Origin of the sequence: Dactylosporangium aurantiacum, assembly GCF_000716715.1 — a bacterium.
Lineage (GTDB): Bacteria > Actinomycetota > Actinomycetes > Mycobacteriales > Micromonosporaceae > Dactylosporangium > Dactylosporangium aurantiacum.
Genome location: NZ_JNYJ01000003.1, coordinates 173,360 through 190,666 on the forward strand (window position 1 = coordinate 173,360; position 17,307 = coordinate 190,666).

General features: G+C 73.4%; 15 protein-coding genes. 3 read left to right on the forward strand and 12 right to left on the reverse strand.

The annotated features are described in order from the left end of the window. Nucleotides 1-68: 68 nt before the first annotated feature. From OP18_RS04480 to OP18_RS04495, 4 genes are all read right to left on the reverse strand, one after another. A complete protein-coding gene (locus tag OP18_RS04480; RefSeq protein WP_033357410.1) occupies nt 69-1,304 on the reverse strand; it encodes an ROK family transcriptional regulator in 1,236 nt (411 codons plus the stop codon). An 88-nt stretch (nt 1,305-1,392) separates the two neighbouring features. Continuing rightward, nucleotides 1,393-2,166, reverse strand: a complete 774-nt coding sequence (locus tag OP18_RS04485) for a FadR/GntR family transcriptional regulator (RefSeq protein WP_033357411.1) — start codon at nt 2,164-2,166, stop codon at nt 1,393-1,395. A 12-nt stretch (nt 2,167-2,178) separates the two neighbouring features. Continuing rightward, nucleotides 2,179-3,429, reverse strand: a complete 1,251-nt coding sequence (locus OP18_RS04490) for an amidohydrolase family protein (protein WP_033357412.1) — start codon at nt 3,427-3,429, stop codon at nt 2,179-2,181. A gap of 12 nt (nt 3,430-3,441) precedes the next feature. Then, nucleotides 3,442-4,260: a class II aldolase/adducin family protein gene (locus OP18_RS04495; RefSeq protein WP_081970346.1), complete on the reverse strand. Its 819-nt coding sequence runs from the start codon at nt 4,258-4,260 to the stop codon at nt 3,442-3,444. Nucleotides 4,261-4,458: 198 nt separating this feature from the next. On the opposite strand from OP18_RS04495, the gene OP18_RS04500 reads away from it, so the two are divergent. Continuing rightward, a complete protein-coding gene (locus OP18_RS04500) occupies nt 4,459-5,514 on the forward strand; it encodes a hypothetical protein (RefSeq protein WP_052386221.1) in 1,056 nt (351 codons plus the stop codon). Between the two features lie 23 nt (nt 5,515-5,537). On the opposite strand, the gene OP18_RS04505 is transcribed toward OP18_RS04500, so the two are convergent. The 5 genes from OP18_RS04505 to OP18_RS04525 are packed head-to-tail and all read right to left on the reverse strand — an operon-like array spanning nt 5,538 to nt 8,875. Continuing rightward, nucleotides 5,538-5,795: a 4Fe-4S dicluster domain-containing protein gene (locus OP18_RS04505; RefSeq protein WP_245635254.1), complete on the reverse strand. Its 258-nt coding sequence runs from the start codon at nt 5,793-5,795 to the stop codon at nt 5,538-5,540. Further along, nucleotides 5,792-6,502, reverse strand: coding sequence for a GntR family transcriptional regulator (locus OP18_RS04510; protein ID WP_052386222.1), 711 nt, complete (start codon nt 6,500-6,502; stop codon nt 5,792-5,794). The genes OP18_RS04505 and OP18_RS04510 overlap by 4 nt, the downstream gene beginning before the upstream one ends. Next, on the reverse strand, nt 6,499-7,269 hold the full coding sequence (locus OP18_RS04515; protein ID WP_052386223.1) for a thiamine pyrophosphate-dependent enzyme: 771 nt from the start codon (nt 7,267-7,269) through the stop codon (nt 6,499-6,501). The genes OP18_RS04510 and OP18_RS04515 overlap by 4 nt, the downstream gene beginning before the upstream one ends. Beyond that, complete coding sequence (locus tag OP18_RS04520; RefSeq protein WP_033357414.1) at nt 7,266-8,327, reverse strand: hypothetical protein; 1,062 nt, start codon at nt 8,325-8,327, stop codon at nt 7,266-7,268. The genes OP18_RS04515 and OP18_RS04520 overlap by 4 nt, the downstream gene beginning before the upstream one ends. Continuing rightward, nucleotides 8,324-8,875, reverse strand: a complete 552-nt coding sequence (locus OP18_RS04525) for a 2-oxoacid:ferredoxin oxidoreductase subunit gamma family protein (RefSeq protein WP_033357415.1) — start codon at nt 8,873-8,875, stop codon at nt 8,324-8,326. Before OP18_RS04525 ends, OP18_RS04520 begins: the two co-directional genes overlap by 4 nt. 77 nt (nt 8,876-8,952) lie before the next feature. Here OP18_RS04525 and OP18_RS04530 point away from each other — a divergent pair, with 77 nt between their 5' ends. Next, a complete protein-coding gene (locus tag OP18_RS04530; RefSeq protein WP_081970350.1) occupies nt 8,953-10,056 on the forward strand; it encodes a zinc-dependent alcohol dehydrogenase in 1,104 nt (367 codons plus the stop codon). After that, nucleotides 10,053-11,474, forward strand: a complete 1,422-nt coding sequence (locus OP18_RS04535; protein ID WP_033357416.1) for a class I adenylate-forming enzyme family protein — start codon at nt 10,053-10,055, stop codon at nt 11,472-11,474. The genes OP18_RS04530 and OP18_RS04535 overlap by 4 nt, the downstream gene beginning before the upstream one ends. Before the next feature lie 24 nt (nt 11,475-11,498). Here the strand turns inward: OP18_RS04535 and fxsT are convergent, their stop codons facing one another. From fxsT to OP18_RS04550, 3 genes are read right to left on the reverse strand one after another with little or no spacing between them, the layout of a single operon-like run. Next, nucleotides 11,499-15,347, reverse strand: coding sequence for an FxSxx-COOH system tetratricopeptide repeat protein (fxsT, locus tag OP18_RS04540; protein ID WP_052386225.1), 3,849 nt, complete (start codon nt 15,345-15,347; stop codon nt 11,499-11,501). A gap of 16 nt (nt 15,348-15,363) precedes the next feature. After that, nucleotides 15,364-16,581, reverse strand: coding sequence for a TIR-like protein FxsC (locus OP18_RS04545; protein WP_033357418.1), 1,218 nt, complete (start codon nt 16,579-16,581; stop codon nt 15,364-15,366). Nucleotides 16,582-16,590: 9 nt separating this feature from the next. Continuing rightward, the gene (locus OP18_RS04550; RefSeq protein WP_033357419.1) at nt 16,591-17,247 is read right to left on the reverse strand and encodes a TIR-like protein FxsC; all 657 of its coding nucleotides are present in this window, start codon (nt 17,245-17,247) and stop codon (nt 16,591-16,593) included. Nucleotides 17,248-17,307: the final 60 nt, after the last annotated feature.

Sequence of the window (17,307 nt, forward strand, 5' to 3'; positions counted from 1 at the left end):
CCCGGCCGGGCGCTGCCCAAAGGTCACCATCCGGACGGCACCGCGGACGGGCGCTGCCTGAAAGGGCGCTATCCGGACGGCACCGCGGACGGGTCGTCGATCATGCGTTCGATCACGGCGCCGGCGCCACCCCGGGCGGCGGCGGTGAAGCCGAGGTCGGAGGCGACGAAGTGGCAGCGGTCCGCGGGTGAGGCCATGGCGAGGCGGGTGAGCTGCGCCTGCGCGGCGGGGATCAGGTGGTCGGCGAGGTCGGCGAAGTAGCCGCCGAGCACCACGACGCGCGGGTTGAACAGGTTGACCAGGATCGCGCCGCCGTGGCCGAGCCAGCGGCCGATGCCGGCGACCGCGTCCAGTGCCGCCGGGTCCCGCGCGTCGAGGCGGCGGCGGACCTCCGCGACGCGTTCCCGCGGGTCGGGGACGGGGCCGTCGCCGAGGCCGTACGCGAACTCGGGGGTGATCCGGCGGACCAGCTCGGCGAGGCCGACCTTGGTCTCCCAGCAGCCGGTCCGGCCGCAGCCGCACGGGTCGCCGTCCGGCTCGACCGGCAGGTGGCCGATCTCGCCGGAGAAGCCGTCGGCGCCGCGCAGCAGCCGGCCGCCGGTGATGGCGCCGCCGCCGACGCCGACGGAGCCGGTGAGGTACACCAGGTCGTCGGTGCCGGCGGCGACGCCCCAGGTGTGCTCGGCGAGGGCGGCGAGGTTCGCGTCGTTGTCGACGCCGACCTGCAGCGCCGGGTCCAGGCCGGCGGCGAGGCGGGACACGACGGGCACGTCGCGCCAGCCGAGGTTCGGGGCGACGACGACCACGCCGCGGGCGACGTCGACGAGGCCCGGCACGGCGACGGTGAGGCCGACCGGGGTGACCCCACGGCCGGCGAGCTCGGTGAGCGCCCGGTCCGCGGCGGCGGCCAGGTCGGCCAGGCAGCCGTCGACGTCGCGGCGCCGGACGTCGAAGGCGAGGCGGCGCTCCACGACCGTGCGGCCGGTCAGGTCGCAGCCGTGCACCGCCAGGTAGTCGACGTTGATCTCGATGCCGACGGCGCCGAGCTGCGGGGACAGTGCGACGCCGCGGCCGGGGCGGCCGGCGGTGCCGGAGCGCTCCAGGCCGGTCTCGCGCACCAGGCGGCGGGCGAGCAGCTCCTCGACGAGGCTCGACACGGTCGTCTTGTGCAGGCCGGTGCCGGCGGCGATCGCGGCGCGGGAGCCCGGGCCGTTGACGCGGATGTGGCGCAGGGTGCGGCTCAGGTTGATCCGGCGCACGGCGAGCTGGTCGACCGGCTCCGGGACCGGTCCCGCCGCGGTCATGCTCACCATCGTTGCCTCCAGCCGACGTCACGTCCTCCGCACAGCATGGTGGCGCCGGAGGCCGCGGATCGGACCACTTTTCGAAAGACTACGGCTGCGGCCGGCGGCGGATGAGGGCGGCGTCGATCACGGCCGAGGGGCCGGCCGGGCTGGGGTTGCGCTGCGCGTCGGTGAGGTGCTCGGTGACCAGCCGGTGCACCTCGTCGGCGGCGCCGCGCTCGATGAGGGCGAGGATGCGCCCGTGGGTCTCGCCGGCGGCGCGGCGCACGCGCAGCGGCACCCCGGTGGTCTCCCGGATCCGGGTGGCCCAGTCCTGCTCGTGGCTGGACCACAGCGCTTCCAGGGCCCCGGCGAGCACGATGAGCGGCGGGTTGCCGCACAGGCTCACCAGGGCCTCGTGGAAGCGGCGGGACACGCCGACGACCTCGACCAGGTCGTCGATGCGGGCGAGGTACTCCTCGTGCAGCGCCCGCAGCGCCGGCACGACGGTCTCGGCGCGGTCGGGCCGGCCGGCGCACAGGGCGGCGCAGGCCGGCTCGACGTGGCGCAGCGCGGTGGCGACGTCGTCGATGTCCGTGTGCTGGGCGGCGAGGACGAGGCCGAGGTTGTAGCCGAGGTTGGCGGCCGACGGGCGGTGCACCACGGCCCCGCCGAGGCGCCCCCGGCGCACCGTGATGAGCCCTTCGGCCTCCAGGATGCGCATCGCCTCGCGGAACGTCGGCATGCTCACCGGATACCGCTGGATGAGCTCCTCGGACTTGGGCAGCGGCGCGCCGTCGGCGAGCTCACCGCGCAGGATCTGCCCGCGGATGTGATCGGCCACCTGCTCGGCGAGCCGGTCGCCCCGCGGTGCATCGGTCATGGCTCCGGCAGTTTAGTAAGCGTCCGGGTCGGCCTGGACCGCGGGTGGCACCGGGTGCCGGTACACCCGGGAGGCGTTCTCCCAGGTCATCTTGCGCACGTCGGCCTCGGGCAGCCCGCCGATCTCCTCCTCGATGGTGCGCTGGGTGTGCGGCCAGGTCGAGTCGCAGTGCGGGTAGTCCTGCTCGAGGAAGATGTGGTCGACGCCGATGACGTCGCGCAGCGCGAACGACGACGGGTCCTCCACGGCGCAGAAGTAGAAGTTGCGCAGCAGCACCTCGGCGGGGGTGAGCTCGATGCCCTGCCAGGTGCCGTACATCTGGTGGTAGCTGAGCATGTGGTTGAGCCGGTCGACGAGGCCGGGCACCCAGCCGATGCCGCCCTCCGACAGCACGATCTTGATGTCGGGGAACCGGACCGGGATGCGGGAGTACAGCCAGTCCACCGCGGAGAACATCGAGTACCCGAAGAACAGCACGCCGACGACGTCCGGCGGGGCGTCCGGCGCCGTCGACGGTGACGTGCCGGACGAGCCGATGTGCAGGTTGATGACGGCGCCGGTCTCCTCGCAGGCGCGCATGATCGGGTCCCAGTGCCCGGTGTGCAGCGACGGCATGCCCAGCAGGTGCGGCGCCTCGGTGAAGGTGACGGCCTTGAAGCCGCGTTCGGCGTTGCGGTAGATCTCCCGCGCGCCGACCTCGGGGTCCAGGAAGTACGGCAGCTGGCACGGGATCATCCGGTCCGGGTACGCGCCGGACCACGCCTCGATGTTCCAGTCGTTCCAGGCGCGGGTCGCGGCCAGCGCCAGCTCGGTGTCCTTCGTGGACAGTTGCAGCCGCTGCCCGGCGAAGCCCGGCAGGAACGACGGGAAGCACAGCGAGGCGTACACGCCGCTGAGGTCCATGTCCTTGATGCGTTCGTGGATGTCCCAGGAGCCGCGGCGCATGTCGTCGAAGCGGCTCGGCTCCATGCTGTACTCGTCGACGGGCCGGCCGACGACGGCGTTGAAGCCGACGTTCGGGAACTCCTTGCCGTCGTAGATCCACACGTGGCTGCCGTCCCGCTCGACGACCCGCGGGGTCTGCTCGGCGAACTTCGCCGGCATCCGGCCGTCGAACGCGTCGGGCGGCTCGACGATGTGGTCGTCGACGGAGATGAACGTGTACTTGCGCGGCTGCCGGGGCGGGTCCGGCAGGAACGTCACCTTCGACCGGTCGGCGACGGTGAACGCCGTGTTCTGCAGCAGCTCGTCGATCGATGCCATTGGCGGTGCCCTTCAGTCGAGTACGTCGGGTTCGCGGCGCAGCAGGGAGCGCACGGCGCCGGCCCAGAACACGTCGGTGCCGCGCTCCAGCAGCGACTTCTTCATCCCGTGCCGCAGCCCGGGAGCGATCTGCAGCGGGTCACGGCCCAGCAGCATCACGTCGTAGGCGAGGCGGCAGGCCCGGTCGATGCTCGCCGAGCGGTAGGTCGCCTCCTGGATCGTCGGGGCGGTGACGATGATGCCGTGGCTGGCGAGGATGACCACGGAGCTGTCGCCGATGCGGCGGGCCAGGTCGGCGCCGAGCGCGGCGTCGTCGACCTCGCCGGTGTACTCGTGCACGAGGGCGAGGTCACCGTCGTACATGCACCCGGTCTGGTGCACGATCTGCGGCAGCACACCGATCGCGGCGAGCACGGTCACGTAGTAGGGATGGTTGTGCACGACGACCCGGGCGTCGGGGCGCACGCGGTGCAGCTCGGTGTGGATGTGGATGGCCGGGGTGACGTCCCACCGGCCCTCCAGGACGGTGCCGTCCCGGTCGACCACGCACAGGTCCGACGCCGCGATCTCCTCCCACCACAGGCCCCACGGGTTGACCCACATGGCGCCGTCGGGGCCGTCGGCAGGGCCGTCGCTTCTGACCATGGTGATGTGCCCGGCGATGTTCTCGCTGAAGCCGCTGTGCCCGAGGATGCGGAACGCACAGGCCAGGGCCTGCCGTTCGGTGAGGTCGACCCCGATCGGCGGGCTGATCCGCGGCGACCAGGTGGCGGTCCCGCCGTCGCGCAGGGGCGCGTCCGTCGAGCCGGGCGGCGCTGTCGTGAGTGTCACGGCTCACCTCCAAATCTTTTAGAAGATTAAGCGCGCCGGCACCACCAAATCAAGCAATCGCTTGGTTGTTTTTGCGCGACCCGGGCCGGGCGGGAGGTCGGCACTGTCGGCATCGCGTCGCAGCGGAGCCACTCAATCGATGGGCGTGATTGTCTTCGGGGGTCATGTCCGCTCCTTTCCGCCAGAAGGGGGGCCCACGTGCGCAGACTCCTCCGCGTACTGGTCGCCGCGTTGCTCGTCACGGTCGCCGGCGTCGCCGCGACCGGTTCGCCCGCCGCCGCTGCGCTGCCCGACGCCCACGGGTTCGTGCTGTGGAACGGTGCCGCCACCGTCCCGTCCGGGACCTGGCCCGCCGCGACCTCGGTCGCCGCCGGCCCGGCCGGCGTCTACACGATCAAGTTCCCCGGTCAGGCCGCCAAGGGCGGCGTCGTCCACGTGACCGCCGTCAACTCGGGGCCGCGCTTCTGCCAGGCGGTCAAGTGGGGTCCGTCCGGGCTGGACGAGATCGCCGTCGTGCTGTGCTCGCAGCCCGGCGGCGCGCTCGTGCCGACCGCGTTCAGCGCCGTGTTCGAGGCGAGCTCCGGCCCGTCCGGCCCGATCAACGGCGAGTTCGGCTACGTCGACTTCGACGACTCGACCGGCACGATGGTCGACCAGTACAACTCCGTCGGCGCGCTCAACGGCGTCACCCCGCTCGGCGGCGGCCTGTACGAGGTGAAGCTGCCCGGCCTGAGCACCGCCGGCGCGATCGACGGCGGCCTGCAGGTGACCGCGGTCAACGGCACGCCCGCCCGCTGCAAGGTGCGCAACTGGACCTCCGGCCCGGGCGGCCAGGTCGCCTACGTCGCCTGCTTCACCTCGACCGGCGCGCCGTTCAAGACCCGGTTCACCCTGACGTACCAGTACAACCAGTCGCTGTGGGGCGCCGGGTGGCCGCCGAAGTACTTCGGGTACCTGTGGCTCCGCCCGCCGGTGGGGCCGCCGACCACCAACTTCAACTCGCAGCTCGGCTTCGGCGCGAACACCCTCCTGGGCGTGGGCACGGGTCTGTCGCTCGTCACGTTCCCGCGGCTGGCCGTGCTGCCCGACAACATCCAGGTGACCGCGGCCGGCGGCACGTCGGCCTTCTGCAACCTGCTCGCGCCGTGGGCGCACACCCCGACCGACATCATCGTGCGCGACGTCGCCTGCTACGACAGCGGCGGCGCCCGGGTGGACACCGGCTTCCTGATCAGCGCCAACTCCGCGAACTGACCGTCCGCCGGTTCACCCCGCCGTCACGCCGGCGGCGGGGTGAACCGGTAGACCGCGAAGACGAAGTCGGGGCACACGATCTGGCAGGCGGTGCAGCCGGTGCAGCCGTCGTGCAGCTCCGGGTACCGGTAGCCCTGCTCGTTGACCGTCGCCGACATGCTCAGCACGTCGGGCGGGCAGGCGGCAAGGCACAGCTCGCAGCCCTTGCAACGCTCCGTGTCGATGACCAACGTGCCGCGGCTCATGCTTCGCGGCCCCTCGCCGCGCGGCGACCCGCTCATGCCCGCGCTCCCTTCAGGACGGCCGCCGCGTCCGTCCACTCGGCACTGTCCTCATCGGAGGGTGGGAAGACCCCACGGCGGCGCAGCGCGGCGACGGCGTTGTCCGCGGTGAGGCGCAGGTGGGCCAGGGCGGCCGCGCCGGCGGCCTCGACGTCGCCGTCGCGGATGGCGGCGTACTCGGCGTGCAGCGCGGCCCGCTCGGCGGGCAGCGCGTCGTCGATGGAGAAGCGGGCCGCGGCCGGGACCAGGCCGCTGAACGTGCGCAGCAGCGCCCGCAGGTGGCTGCGCGCCCCGGCGACGTTGACGACCCGGCGGAACTCGCGGGCGATGGACTCGAACTCGGCCGGGTCGTCGCAGCCGGCGAGCCGCTCGTCGAGCTTCTCCAGGGCCTCCAGGACCGCCGGGTCGCGGCGGGCCGCGACGCGGCGGTTGGTGAGCGCGCTGAGCATGCCGTACAGCTCGAACGCCTCCCGCACGGTGGCGTCGTCGAACTCGCCGACGAACGCCCGCCGGTAGTGGGCGCGCTCCACCAGGCCGTCGCGTTCGAGCTGGATGAGGCCCTCGCGCACCGGCACCCGGCTGACCCCGAGCGTCTCGGCGATCTCGTCGAGGTCCAGGCGCTGGCCGCTGCGCAGCTCGCCGGCGAACAGCAGGTCCAGCACGTGCGCGGCGACCGCCTCGCTGGTGTTGGCGCGCTGCAGCTTCACCGGGTCACCAGCTCGCCGATGCCGTACGTCTGCTCCATCGTGCCCTGCTGGTAGGCCGGGCCCTCGGCGGTCGGGACGAACCAGCCGGTGGGGCACATGGTGAGGATCTCCACCAGGCTGAAGCCGGCGCCGTCCAGCTGCGCCTGGAACGCCTTGCGCAGCATCCGCTTGGCCTGCAGCACGCCGGCGGCGGTGGACACGGCGCCGCGCGCCACGTAGGCGGTGCCGCGCAGCGACGCGACGAGGTCGGCGACCGGGATCGGGTAGCCGTGCGCCTCGGGGTCGCGGCCGTCGATGCTGGTCTTGGTGCGCTGGCCGAGCACGGTGGTGGCGGTCTGCTGGCCGCCGGTGTCGCCGAAGACCCCGTTGTTGAGCATCACGCAGGTGATGTTCTCACCGCGGGCGGCGGCGTGCAGCACCTCCTGCAGGCCCTCGTTGGCCATGTCGCCGTCGCCCTGCAGGGTGAACACGGCGACCCCTGGGCGGACCCGCTTGATGCCGGTGGCGCAGGCGGGCGCCCGGCCGTGCAGGCACTGCAGCACGTCGACGTCCATGATGCGCACGAAGCTGCCGTAGCAGCCGTGCCCGACGACGCCGATGCTGCGCTGCACAATGTCCAGCTCCTGCAGCACCTCCAGCAGGATGCGCAGGGCGACCGGCTCACCGCAGCCGGGGCACAGCGAGTGCTCGCCGAGCAGCAGGCTGGGCTTGAAGTCGGCGACCTGCTTCGCGGGGACGACCGGCGGGCCGGACGTGTCGATGATCATGTCGCACCTAGGATTCGCTCGCGGATCACGGGGGCGTCGAGCAGCGGGCCGTAGGACAGGCCGGACTCGGCGATGCTGACCCCGCCGACGAACCGGACGGCGTCGCGGTCGGCGGCGTGGATGCGCACGTCGTCGAGCATCTGCCCGGCGTTGAGCTCGAACACCAGGACGTTGCGGGCGCCGGTGGTGGCCCGGCGCAGTGCCGCGCCGGGGAACGGCCACAGCGTGACGGGGCGGAACCAGCCGATGCGGTGCCCCTCGGCGCGCAGCCCTTCCACGACGTGCTCGACGAACTTCGCCGCGGTGCCGAACGCGACCACGACGGTCTCGGCGTCGTCCACCATGGACTCCTCGTGGCGCTGCTCGAGCGCGGCGATCCGGTCGAACTTGTCGGCGATGGCGCGCCAGTGCCCGTCGGGGCCGGGGCCGGGGTCGTTCGCCTTGCCCATGGCCCAGGTCCAGATCTGGCGGCTGCGGCCGGTGCCGCCACCGGTGCCGTCCAGCGCCCAGTTCTTCTCCGGCAGCGGGCCGAAGTCCAGCGGCTGGACGTCGACCCCGACGCGGGTCTGCGCGAGCAGCGGGTCGCCGTACAGCATCACCGGCGCACGGTGCTTGTCGGCGAGGTGGAACAGCAGCTGGGTGTGCTCGACCGCCTCCGGGATGTCCTTCGGGGCGAGGGTGATGGTGCGGTAGTCGCCCCACCCGCCGCCGCGGGTGGCCTGGAAGTAGTCCTGCTGGTTGCGGGCCAGGTTGAACACCACGAACGGGGTCTCGTTGAGCGCGGCCTCGGCGATCGCCTCCTGCATGAGCGCGATGCCCTGCCCGCACGAGCCGGTCGCCGCGCGTGCCCCGGCGGCGGCGGCGCCGAGGGTCATGTTGACGCCCTCGATCTCGCTCTCGGCGTTGAGGCACACCCCGCCGGCCGCCGGCAGCCGCCGGGACATCTCCTCCAGCAGGCCGGTGAACGGTGACATCGGGTAGCCGGTGAAGAACCGGCACCCGGCGGCGATCGCGGCCTCGGCCATGGCGGCGCCGCCCTCCAGCAGCTGCAGCGTCATGCGGCCACCCCCGCCACCGCCGCGGCGCCGGCCTCGATGGCCCGGGCGTTCGCGGGCGCGTGCTGGCGCCGGTACGGCGGCAGCAGCTCCTCCATCGCCGCGGTCAGCGACGCCGGCTCGACCATCGCCGTCAGGGCGTTGTAGGCACCGAGCAGCACGAACCCGGACGCCTGCGGCGCCTCGACCGCCTTGGCGGTGCCCATCGCGTCGACCTCGAAGACGCGCAGGTCGGCGCGGAAGCCGTCGGGGTCGACGAGCGGGGTGTTGGCCACGACGATGCCGCCGGTGCGCACCCGGTCCTGCACGCCCTCGGCGAAGCGGTGGTGGGCGAAGATCGCCGACCAGGCCGACGGCAGGATCGGCAGGGCCCGCAGCGGCGCGTCGCCGACGACGACGCCGGCCTTGGACGGTCCGCCGCGCATCTCGCCGCCGTAGTCCGCGGCGAGCATCGCGTAGCGGCCCTCCCGGGTGGCGGCGAGGGCGAGGGTCTTGGCGAGGAGCTGGATGCCCTGCCCGCCGACCCCGGTGACGATGAGCTCCCGCTCCATCCGTGCCTCCCTTGACGAGATTTGAATATTGAATACAAAATCTGATCGCACCGTCAAGCGGTCGAGGAGAGCAGCAGATGCGGGCTTTGGTACTGCGTGGCTTCGGCGACGCCACCGTCGAGGAGGTCCCGGACCCGGTCCCCGGGCCGGACGAGGTCGTCGTCGACGTCGCCTGCGTCCAGCCGAGCGTCACGGAGTGCATGCTGATCGCCGGCGACCCGGTCGCCATGCACGACGTGCTCGCCGCCCGGCTCGCGGCCGGCCCGACCCGCTTCGGCGGCCACGAGTTCGCCGGCGTCGTCAACGGTCCCGGACCGTTCCCGCCGGGGACCCGGGTGACGGCCGTGGAGACCGCGGCCTGCCGGGCGTGCGCCGCCTGCCGGCGGGACCGGCCCGACGCCTGCCCGTCCCCGGCGGTCCTCGGCTTCACCCGGCCCGGCGCGTTCGCCGAGAAGGTCGCCGTGCCCGCCACGTCGCTCGTCGCGGTGCCGGACGGGGTCACCGCGTCGCAGGCCGCCGCCGTGCAACCCCTCGCCGGGGCGCTGCACGGGCACGCGATCGCCGAGGTCCGGCCCGGCGACAGCGTCCTGATCCTCGGCGCCGGCGTCATGGGCGTGCTGCACACGCAGGTCGCCCGGCACGGGGGCGCCGGCCAGATCATCGTCACCGGCCGCAGCCCCGCCAAGCGGCGCCTGGCCCTCGAGGCGGGCGCCGACCTGGTCCTCGACGCGGCCGACGACGTGCTCCCCGCGGTCCTCGACGCGACCGGCGGCATCGGCGCCGACGTGGTGTTCGAGACCGCCGGCGGCACCCCGGGCGCGGGCCTGGCCGGCACGTCCACGCTGGAGCTCGCCGCCCGCTGCGTGCGCCGGGGCGGGCGGATCGTCATGGTCGCGGTCCTGCCCCGGCGGGCGACCGCGCCGCTGGGCCTGCTCCGGGAGCGGGCGGTGGCGCTGCTGCACCCGCGCTCCGGCGCGGGCGGCTACTCCCCCGGCGGTGGCGCCTTCGAGCAGGCGCTGCGGCTCATCCGCCGCGGCGACGTGGACGTCGACCGCCTCGTCACCCACCGCCTCGACGGCGTGGACGCGCTGCCGAAGGCCCTGGACATCACCCGCGACAAGGCCGCCCACGGCGCGGCCGGCCCGGCCCAGGTCACCGTCGGCCCGTGGGGATGGTCATGAGCCTGCTCATCGGGGACATCGTGACCCTCGCCGCGCTGACCGTGCCCCGGCAGACGGCCGCCACCCTCGGTCCCGACGCGCTGACGTTCGCCGAGCTCGACACGGCCGCCAACCGGACCGCGAACGCCCTCGCCGGGCACGGCGTCGGCGCCGGTGACGTCGTGCTGTGGTGCGCCGCGCTGACCCTGCGCTCGCTGGACGTGTTCGTCGCCTGCGCCCGGCTCGGCGCCGTGTTCGCCCCGCTCAACCCCGGGCTGCCGGAGCCCGAGCGCGACGCCGTCCGGCGGTATCTGGACCCGCGGCTCGTGCTGTCGGACCAGCGGTGGCGGGAGGCGGACGTCGTACACCACGCGACGCTGGACGGCGGCGCGAGCACCTTCGCGCGCCGGCCGGTCGACGACCGCGCCCCGCACATCGTCTACCTCACCAGCGGCAGCACCGGCACGCCGAAGGGCGCGCTGGTCAGCCATCGGGCGAGCTGGCTGCGGTCGGCACCGGGCGGCGGCACGTTCACCAGCGGCCTGCGCGGCCCCGGCGGCGTGGTGTGCACGTTCCCCCTGTACCACTACGGCGGCTGGCACTACGTGATGGAGGCCTGGCAGCACCGCACCGCCGTGCACCTGGTCCCCCGCGCCGACGCCGGCTCCGTGATCGACGTGGTCCAGCGGCGGCGCCCCTCGGCGCTGTACTGCATCCCGGCCGTCTGGGAGCGGCTGCTGGACCCCGAGCACCACCGCGCCGACCTGCGCTCGCTGCTGCACGCCGACACGGGCACCTCCGCCGTCGCGGCCGACCTCGTCGAGCGGATCAAGGCCCGGCTCCCCGGCACGACCACGACCATCCTGTACGGCTCCACCGAGGCCGGGCGGATGGCCGCCCTGCACGACCACGACCTGGCCCGCAAGCCCGGCAGCGTCGGGCGGCCCGCGACCCCGAACGCGCTGTGGCTGGCCGCCGACGGCGAGGTCTGCGTCGCGGGCCCCGCCCTCATGGACGGCTACCTCGGCGCCGCCCCGCTCACCGGCGAGTACCGCTCCGGCGACCTCGGCCACCTCGACGAGGAGGGCTACCTGTTCCTGACCGGCCGCACCCGCGAGGTCATCCGCACCGGCGGCGAGTCCGTCGGCCCCGCCGAGGTCGAGCACGCGCTGCGTGACCTGCCGGGCGTCCTCGACGTCGCGGTCGTCGGCCTGCCCGACGCCACCTGGGGCGAGGTCGTGTGCGCGGTGTTCGTCCTGCCCGACGGCGCCCCACCGCCGACGGTGGCGCAGGTCCGCTCCCATGTGGACGGCCGGCTCGCCGGGTTCAAGGTGCCCCGCCGGGTCGCGACGGCGGCGACGATCCCGCGGACCCCGGCGACCGGCCAGATCCAGCGCGGCCGGCTGCGCGAGCTGCTCACCGGCCCGCCGGTCCGCTGAGCGCGGACCGGCGGGCGCGGCGGGTCAGATCGGGTGCGGGTCCAGGACCCGGTGCAGGAACCGGCCCTCCTGCAGCGCCTTGACCGCCGGGTGCGCCTCGCCGAGGGCGGCGGCGAGGTCGGCGACGACCTGCGGGTCGGCGGCCCTGGTGCCGTCGGCCGGCTCCATCAGGGTGGCGTTCGCGCGGGCCCGCAGCGCGTCGGGGTGCCTGGCGCCGAGCACCTCCGCGGTCAGGGCCGCGACCGGGCCGGCGATCGCCACCGCCTCCTCGGCGCGGTCCTGCTCGTGCAGGATGATCGCCCGGTTCATCCGTGCCGCGAGGAGAAACGGGTGCCGGTCGTGGAGGGCGTCGGTGAGCCCGGCGCAGGCCGCCTCCGCGGCCGCCAGGGCGGCGTCGAGGTCGCCGCGCGCCCGCTCGATCGCGGACAGGTTGTTGTCGCAGACGAGGGTGTGCGGATGCGTGGAGCCGAGCAGCCGGGTGTACTCGGTGCGCACCGCCTCCGTCTCGGCCCGCGCCGTGTCGATCCGCCCCACCGACAGCAGGTTGGTCGCGCGGCTCAGCCGGCAGGCGAGGGTCTCCGGGTGCTCCGCGCCGAACTGGCGATCCAGGGCCTCGTAGCACTCGTCCAGGATCGGCTGGGCGTCACCGGCCCGGCCGGCGCTGCGGATCGACACGGCGAGGTTGACCCGGGCCCCGAGGGTCCACACCGACTCCGTGCCCCGGATGTCGGTGTAGCCGGCCACGACCTCGTTGAGCAGCGCGATGGACCGGTCGTAGTCGCCGAGCTCGCGCAGGTCCCGGGCGAGGGAGCCCTGCGAGAACAGGGTGAAGAACGTGCGGCGGCCCAGGACCCGCTCGCGGCGCTGGATCACCAGCTCGTCCTGCTCCCGGGCGAGGTCGAAGTGCCCGGCGAGGCGCAGCGACGAGGCCAGGTTGTGCTGCGCGGCCAGGGTCCGCGGGTACTCCTCGCCGTACTCCTGCGACCAGGTCGCGAACGTGGTGCGGTCGCGCTCCATCGCCTGCCCGTAGTGGCCGAGGGCGCGCAGGTCGGCACCGAGGCCGCCGGCCGTCATCAGGGTGTCGGCGCCGGCCTCGCCGAGCAGGTCGGTCTGCTGGCGCAGCGTCTCGGTGTCCAGGGCGAGCGCCTCCTGGACCCGGCCGAGCTCGCGCAGCGCGTTGGCGTGGTTGAACTGCGCCCGCAGCAGCGGCACCAGCAGCCGCTCCCGTGCCGCCGGGTCCGTGGTGGCCTGCAGCCGGGTCCGCCACGCCGCCTCGATCCGCTTGGCCAGGGCGTGGCTCTGGTCGACGGAGCCGCGGATCCACACGTACCGGATGCGGTCGACCATCAGCTCCAGCACGGCCGGCTCGTCGGAGGCCAGCGCGATCTCGAACAGCGACCCGGTCCGCGACTCCGCCAGGTGCGGCCAGAGCATCCGGTACCGGTCCCAGGTGGTCGCGTTGTCCACGTCGTCCTCGGGCCGCACGGCGACGAAGACCCGCAGCACGTCGCGTTGCGTCTCCTCGACCCGCTCCGGCGACATCCGGCCGCGCACGACGTTCTGCAGGATCCGGTGCACCTGGATGCGGCGGGCGCCGTTGTCGAGCTTGAGCAGGGCCAGCCGGTTGAGCTGCTGGATGAGCTTGGCGGCGCTGGGGCGGCGCAGCAGGGTCGCGTCGACGCGGCGCAGCAGGTCGAGCATCGCGTTGTTGTTCAGCAGGTCCAGGGCGATGTCGGGGGCGAGCACGGAGCAGATCTCCAGCAGCCGGTAGGCGGCGGGCGAGCTCTCCTCGAGCTGGTTGAGCGACACGTCCCACACCGCGTTGACCGTGGCGTCGGTCTCGCCGGCGGCGATCTGCTCGCGGTACTGCGCCGGGGTCGTGCCGCTGGAGGCCAGCAGCGCGCCGCCGACCGCGACCGCGATCGGCAGGTCGCCGAGCAGCTCGGCGATCTGGCCGGCCTCCGCGTCGGAGATGGTCTTGACGCGGCGGCGCAGGTGCGCCTTGCTCTCCTCGCGGGTGAACACGTCGACAGCGATCGCCTCGGCGCTGTCGCCCCAGGTCTGGTTGCGGGTCGTGGCGATCACGTGGCCGTGGCCGCCGGAGGGCAGGAAGCGCTCGATGTCGGCGAACTCGTCGACGTTGTCGAAGACGATCAGCCAGCGGGCGTACTCGGTGGTGCGGCTCAGCGCCTCCTGCACGGCGCGGATGCCCAGCTCCACGTTCTGCTGGCGGGGCAGGCCCATGCGCTCGCCGAGGTCGGCGAAGGCGGTGTCGATGAGCACCTTGGGCTCGGCGTTGATCCAGTAGACGAGGTCGTAGGCGGCGCCGAAGCGGTGCACGTACTCCAGCGCCACCTGGGTCTTGCCGACGCCGCCGAGCCCGTACAGCACGGCCAGCGCCGGCGCCCCGGGACGGGACTGGCGCAGCGCCACGCGCAGCGCGTTGAGCGTCGCGTCGCGGCCGGTGAACTGGACGTTGGCGACCGGCGCGTTGGTGACGTCCGGGCCGCGGCCCGGGTAGCGGCCGGCGACGCCGTCGGGGTTCGCGCCGGCGTCCAGGGCCGGCCGGCCCAGCAGCGCGGTGATCTTCGCGATGGCCTCCCGGGCCGGCAGGCCGGACAGGAACACCGAGGAATCGGCGGCGATGCCGGGCAGCGGCGGGGTCTCGTCGACGTAGACGGCGAGCGCCCCCTCGGCCAGCGGCAGGCCGGCCTCCACGTAGGACGACGACGCGATGATCAGCGAGCGCGGCGGGCGGGCGGACCGCTCCGCCTGCGCGGGGTCGAGCACGGTGACGCCGATCGCGGCGAGGAGCCGCTCCATCCACTCGTGCCACACCTGGTCCCGCGGGGCGTGCCGCAGCACGACCCCGGCGGTGCGCACGACCTGCTTGCGCTGGAACCGCTCGCGCCAGCGCATCCGCAGCGCGTCGTCGAGCTTCGGCATGGAGGTGACCTTGCCGTCGGTGATCGCCGCGGTGATGTTCTCGTACGCGGTGAGCAGCGACGTCTTCGCCCCGCGCTGGTCGCCGAAGGTCGCGAGCGTCTCCTCGTAGGCGTACCAGGCCAGGTAGGGCACCTCGACGTCGAACCAGTAGCGGTCGCGCTCGGCCTCGGTCAGCCCGCTGGGCAGCCCGGCGAAGCGCAGCATCGCGTGCGAGCGCCCGGCCTCGGCCTTCTCCTTCTCGGCGGGGTCGACCCGCATCGGCACCGGCAGGACCCGGATCTTGCGGTTCTGGTACTGCCCGCTCACGGCCTGGCCGACCGTCGCGGCGCCGTCGATGCCCTGCTCGCTGAAGGTGAAGCAGTCGACGAGGACGTCCGGCAGGTGGATCGTGCAGATGTCGGCGACGTCGCTGAGGCCGGTGCGGCTGTCGATGAGGGTGTAGTCGTAGTTGGCCTTCATGTCGGCGCGCAGCGCGTCGAACAGCTTGCCGCCGTCGAGCTTGTCGTAGAAGACGTCCCAGTCCAGCGAGCCGACGGTCGGCTTGTAGTCCTGGTTCTGCCGGCCGGCGGACAGGAAGTCGATGCTGCCGCCCTCGGCGAAGTCGTACTGGATCGGGAACGCGAAGCGCTGGGTGTTGGCGAAGTGCCGCTCCCAGCCGTCGGGCAGCTGCCGCGGCTGCTGGGCGTTGATGCCCTTGTTCTCGAAGTCGCGGATCATGTCGATGACGCCGGCGTGCTGACGGACCGCCGCGGCGTCCAGGAACGGGTTGAAGAACCGGTGCAGGCCGGGTGACTCCAGGTCCCAGTCGGCCACCAGCACCCGCATGCCCCGCTCGGCGAGGATCCAGGCGACGTTGGCCAGGGCCATGGTCCGGCCGGTGCCGCCCTTGAACGAGTAGAAGGTGATCACCTGGCCGTTGCGATCCATGATCATCGACACGCTCTCAGAAGGTGGGCTCGGACGACTGGTCGCCGGTGGGCAGGCGCAGCCGCGGCGACGGGAGCTGGTGCGAGGGGAACATCGGTGCGTTCTTCAGATACTGCCGGCGTGCCTCGCTGATCAGCCGGGGCATGTCCGACACGAACTCGGCCAGACCGCGCAGCTGCCTGGCCGGCGGGCGATCCATCTGCTGCAGCATATCTTCCACCCGCCCGGCCAACCGGGCCCCCTGATCCGCGGTGCGGCGGTCCGCGGCGTCGAACGCGATCACCGGGATCGCCCACGGTGGCAGGACCCGCAGCACGCCGGCCAGCTCACGGTCCAGTCCCGCGCCGTCGATGTACCACGGGTCGATGAGCAGCACGGCCGGGCGGGTGTCCAGCAGGTTGCCGACGGTCGGCACGTCCGTGACGTACGTGGCCAGATTCAGCCGTTCGGCTGACGACGCGACGTACTCGGCGGCCGGCAGCGCGTCCGCGTCGTGGAACGGCCGCCACTGGGTCGCGTCGTCGGTGTAGTCCTCGGGGTCGGCGCCGGAGGACACCTCGGCGCGGACCGGCGCGGCCACCACGACCACGAACTGCGCCTGGTCCCTGGGGATCGGCTCCGGGGTCGGCGGCGGCGCCGGCGACGGCGGCAGCGGGTGGTGCGTGGCGACGTCGGCGATCTCCGCCGCGACTCGGGCCAGGACGTTGCGGTACTCGTCGCGGTACATCGAGAAGCGGGACAGGGCGCGCAGCCCGTCCTTCTGGTACGCCTCGATCTCCGGGGCGACGGCGAGCGCCGCGGCGACCTCCGGGCGCTGCTCCCACGGCGGCAGCGGGTCCCACAGCACCGGCTGGATGTGCCGGTGGGAGCCCGCGACCGGCGTGGCCTTGAGCCGGGCCCGGAACGACTCCAGCTCGCTCTGCGTCCACGCGTTCTTGAAGTACGTCGCGGAGTAGAGCGGCACGAACACGTGCGCCGCGCTGAGTGCCAGCGTGCGGGCCTCGTTCCAGTCGGTGCCCGGCGGCAGCTCGGTGTCCAGGAAGCCGACCCGGTGCTCGGGCGCGGCCCCGACGAGCGGGCGCAGCTGGGCGGACAGGTCCCCGAAGAACTGCTGCACCTCGAGGTCGGGGTCGGGGGCGAGCCCCTGCAGCGGCGAGAGGTGCGCGTAGCTGAGGAAGAAGTACGTCTGCCCGGTGGGTTGCCCCGTGGCGCCGGCCTGGTACGCGGGATGCACGGCCCCTCCTTACCTGAAGGTCCGGGAGATGTTCTTGGTGTCCGGCAGGACCCGCCGCTCCACCTGGTGGCTCCAGCACAGGTCACGGATCTGCTGGGCGAGGCGCAGGATGATGCCGTCGGTGCCTTCCGCGCCGAGTGTGAGCAGGCCGTAGAGCCCCTCGTCGGCGTACTGCTGGGCGAGGTTCTCGTCGGGCAGCCGCTGCGGCGTGAACCGCTGGATCTTGTTGATGGCCGCCGGGACCGTGCCGGACTGGGACGGCAGCCACACCACGGGGATCACCGACGTCTCGTGGTGGCCGGGTGCGCCGGGCCGCCGGTGGATCGGCCGCTCGGTGAACGCGTTCCACTCCAGGGCGCAGTACTCGCTCTTCATGTACGCCGGGGAGAGCAGCGCGACGAACACCTGGCAGGTGCCGACCGCGTGCAGCAGCTCCGGGCGCCACTCCTCACCACCGGTCATGGCCAGGTCCATGAACCCCGGATCCGCGCCGGTCTCCCGGTAGACGAGGTTGTTGAGGTGGCTGGACAGGTCGGTGAACAGCTGCTTGACCCGCAGGTTCGGATCCGGCTGCGCGATCGGTCCCCGCCGCAGCCGGGTCATCCGCGCGTAGCTGAGGAAGAACAGGGGCGCGGTCGCATCCAGGTCCGGCTCGACCTCGGGCACGCGTCGCTCCTGTCCGTCATCGGTTGGTGGATCCAGAGAAGCACAGCGATCGACGCGCCG

Excerpts from the sequence above, each read along its gene's own strand:
- OP18_RS04505 (WP_245635254.1), bottom strand. The coding sequence starts at position 5,795 with ATGAGCGGGTCGCCGCGCGGCGAGGGGCCGCGAAGCATGAGCCGCGGC.
- OP18_RS04490 (WP_033357412.1), bottom strand. The coding sequence starts at position 3,429 with ATGGCATCGATCGACGAGCTGCTGCAGAACACGGCGTTCACCGTCGCC.
- fxsT (WP_052386225.1), bottom strand. The coding sequence starts at position 15,347 with ATGGATCGCAACGGCCAGGTGATCACCTTCTACTCGTTCAAGGGCGGC.
- OP18_RS04515 (WP_052386223.1), bottom strand. The coding sequence starts at position 7,269 with ATGATCATCGACACGTCCGGCCCGCCGGTCGTCCCCGCGAAGCAGGTC.
- OP18_RS04485 (WP_033357411.1), bottom strand. The coding sequence starts at position 2,166 with ATGACCGATGCACCGCGGGGCGACCGGCTCGCCGAGCAGGTGGCCGAT.
- OP18_RS04525 (WP_033357415.1), bottom strand. The coding sequence starts at position 8,875 with ATGGAGCGGGAGCTCATCGTCACCGGGGTCGGCGGGCAGGGCATCCAG.
- OP18_RS04520 (WP_033357414.1), bottom strand. The coding sequence starts at position 8,327 with ATGACGCTGCAGCTGCTGGAGGGCGGCGCCGCCATGGCCGAGGCCGCG.
- OP18_RS04535 (WP_033357416.1), top strand. The coding sequence starts at position 10,053 with ATGAGCCTGCTCATCGGGGACATCGTGACCCTCGCCGCGCTGACCGTG.
- OP18_RS04530 (WP_081970350.1), top strand. The coding sequence starts at position 8,953 with ATGCGGGCTTTGGTACTGCGTGGCTTCGGCGACGCCACCGTCGAGGAG.
- OP18_RS04480 (WP_033357410.1), bottom strand. The coding sequence starts at position 1,304 with ATGACCGCGGCGGGACCGGTCCCGGAGCCGGTCGACCAGCTCGCCGTG.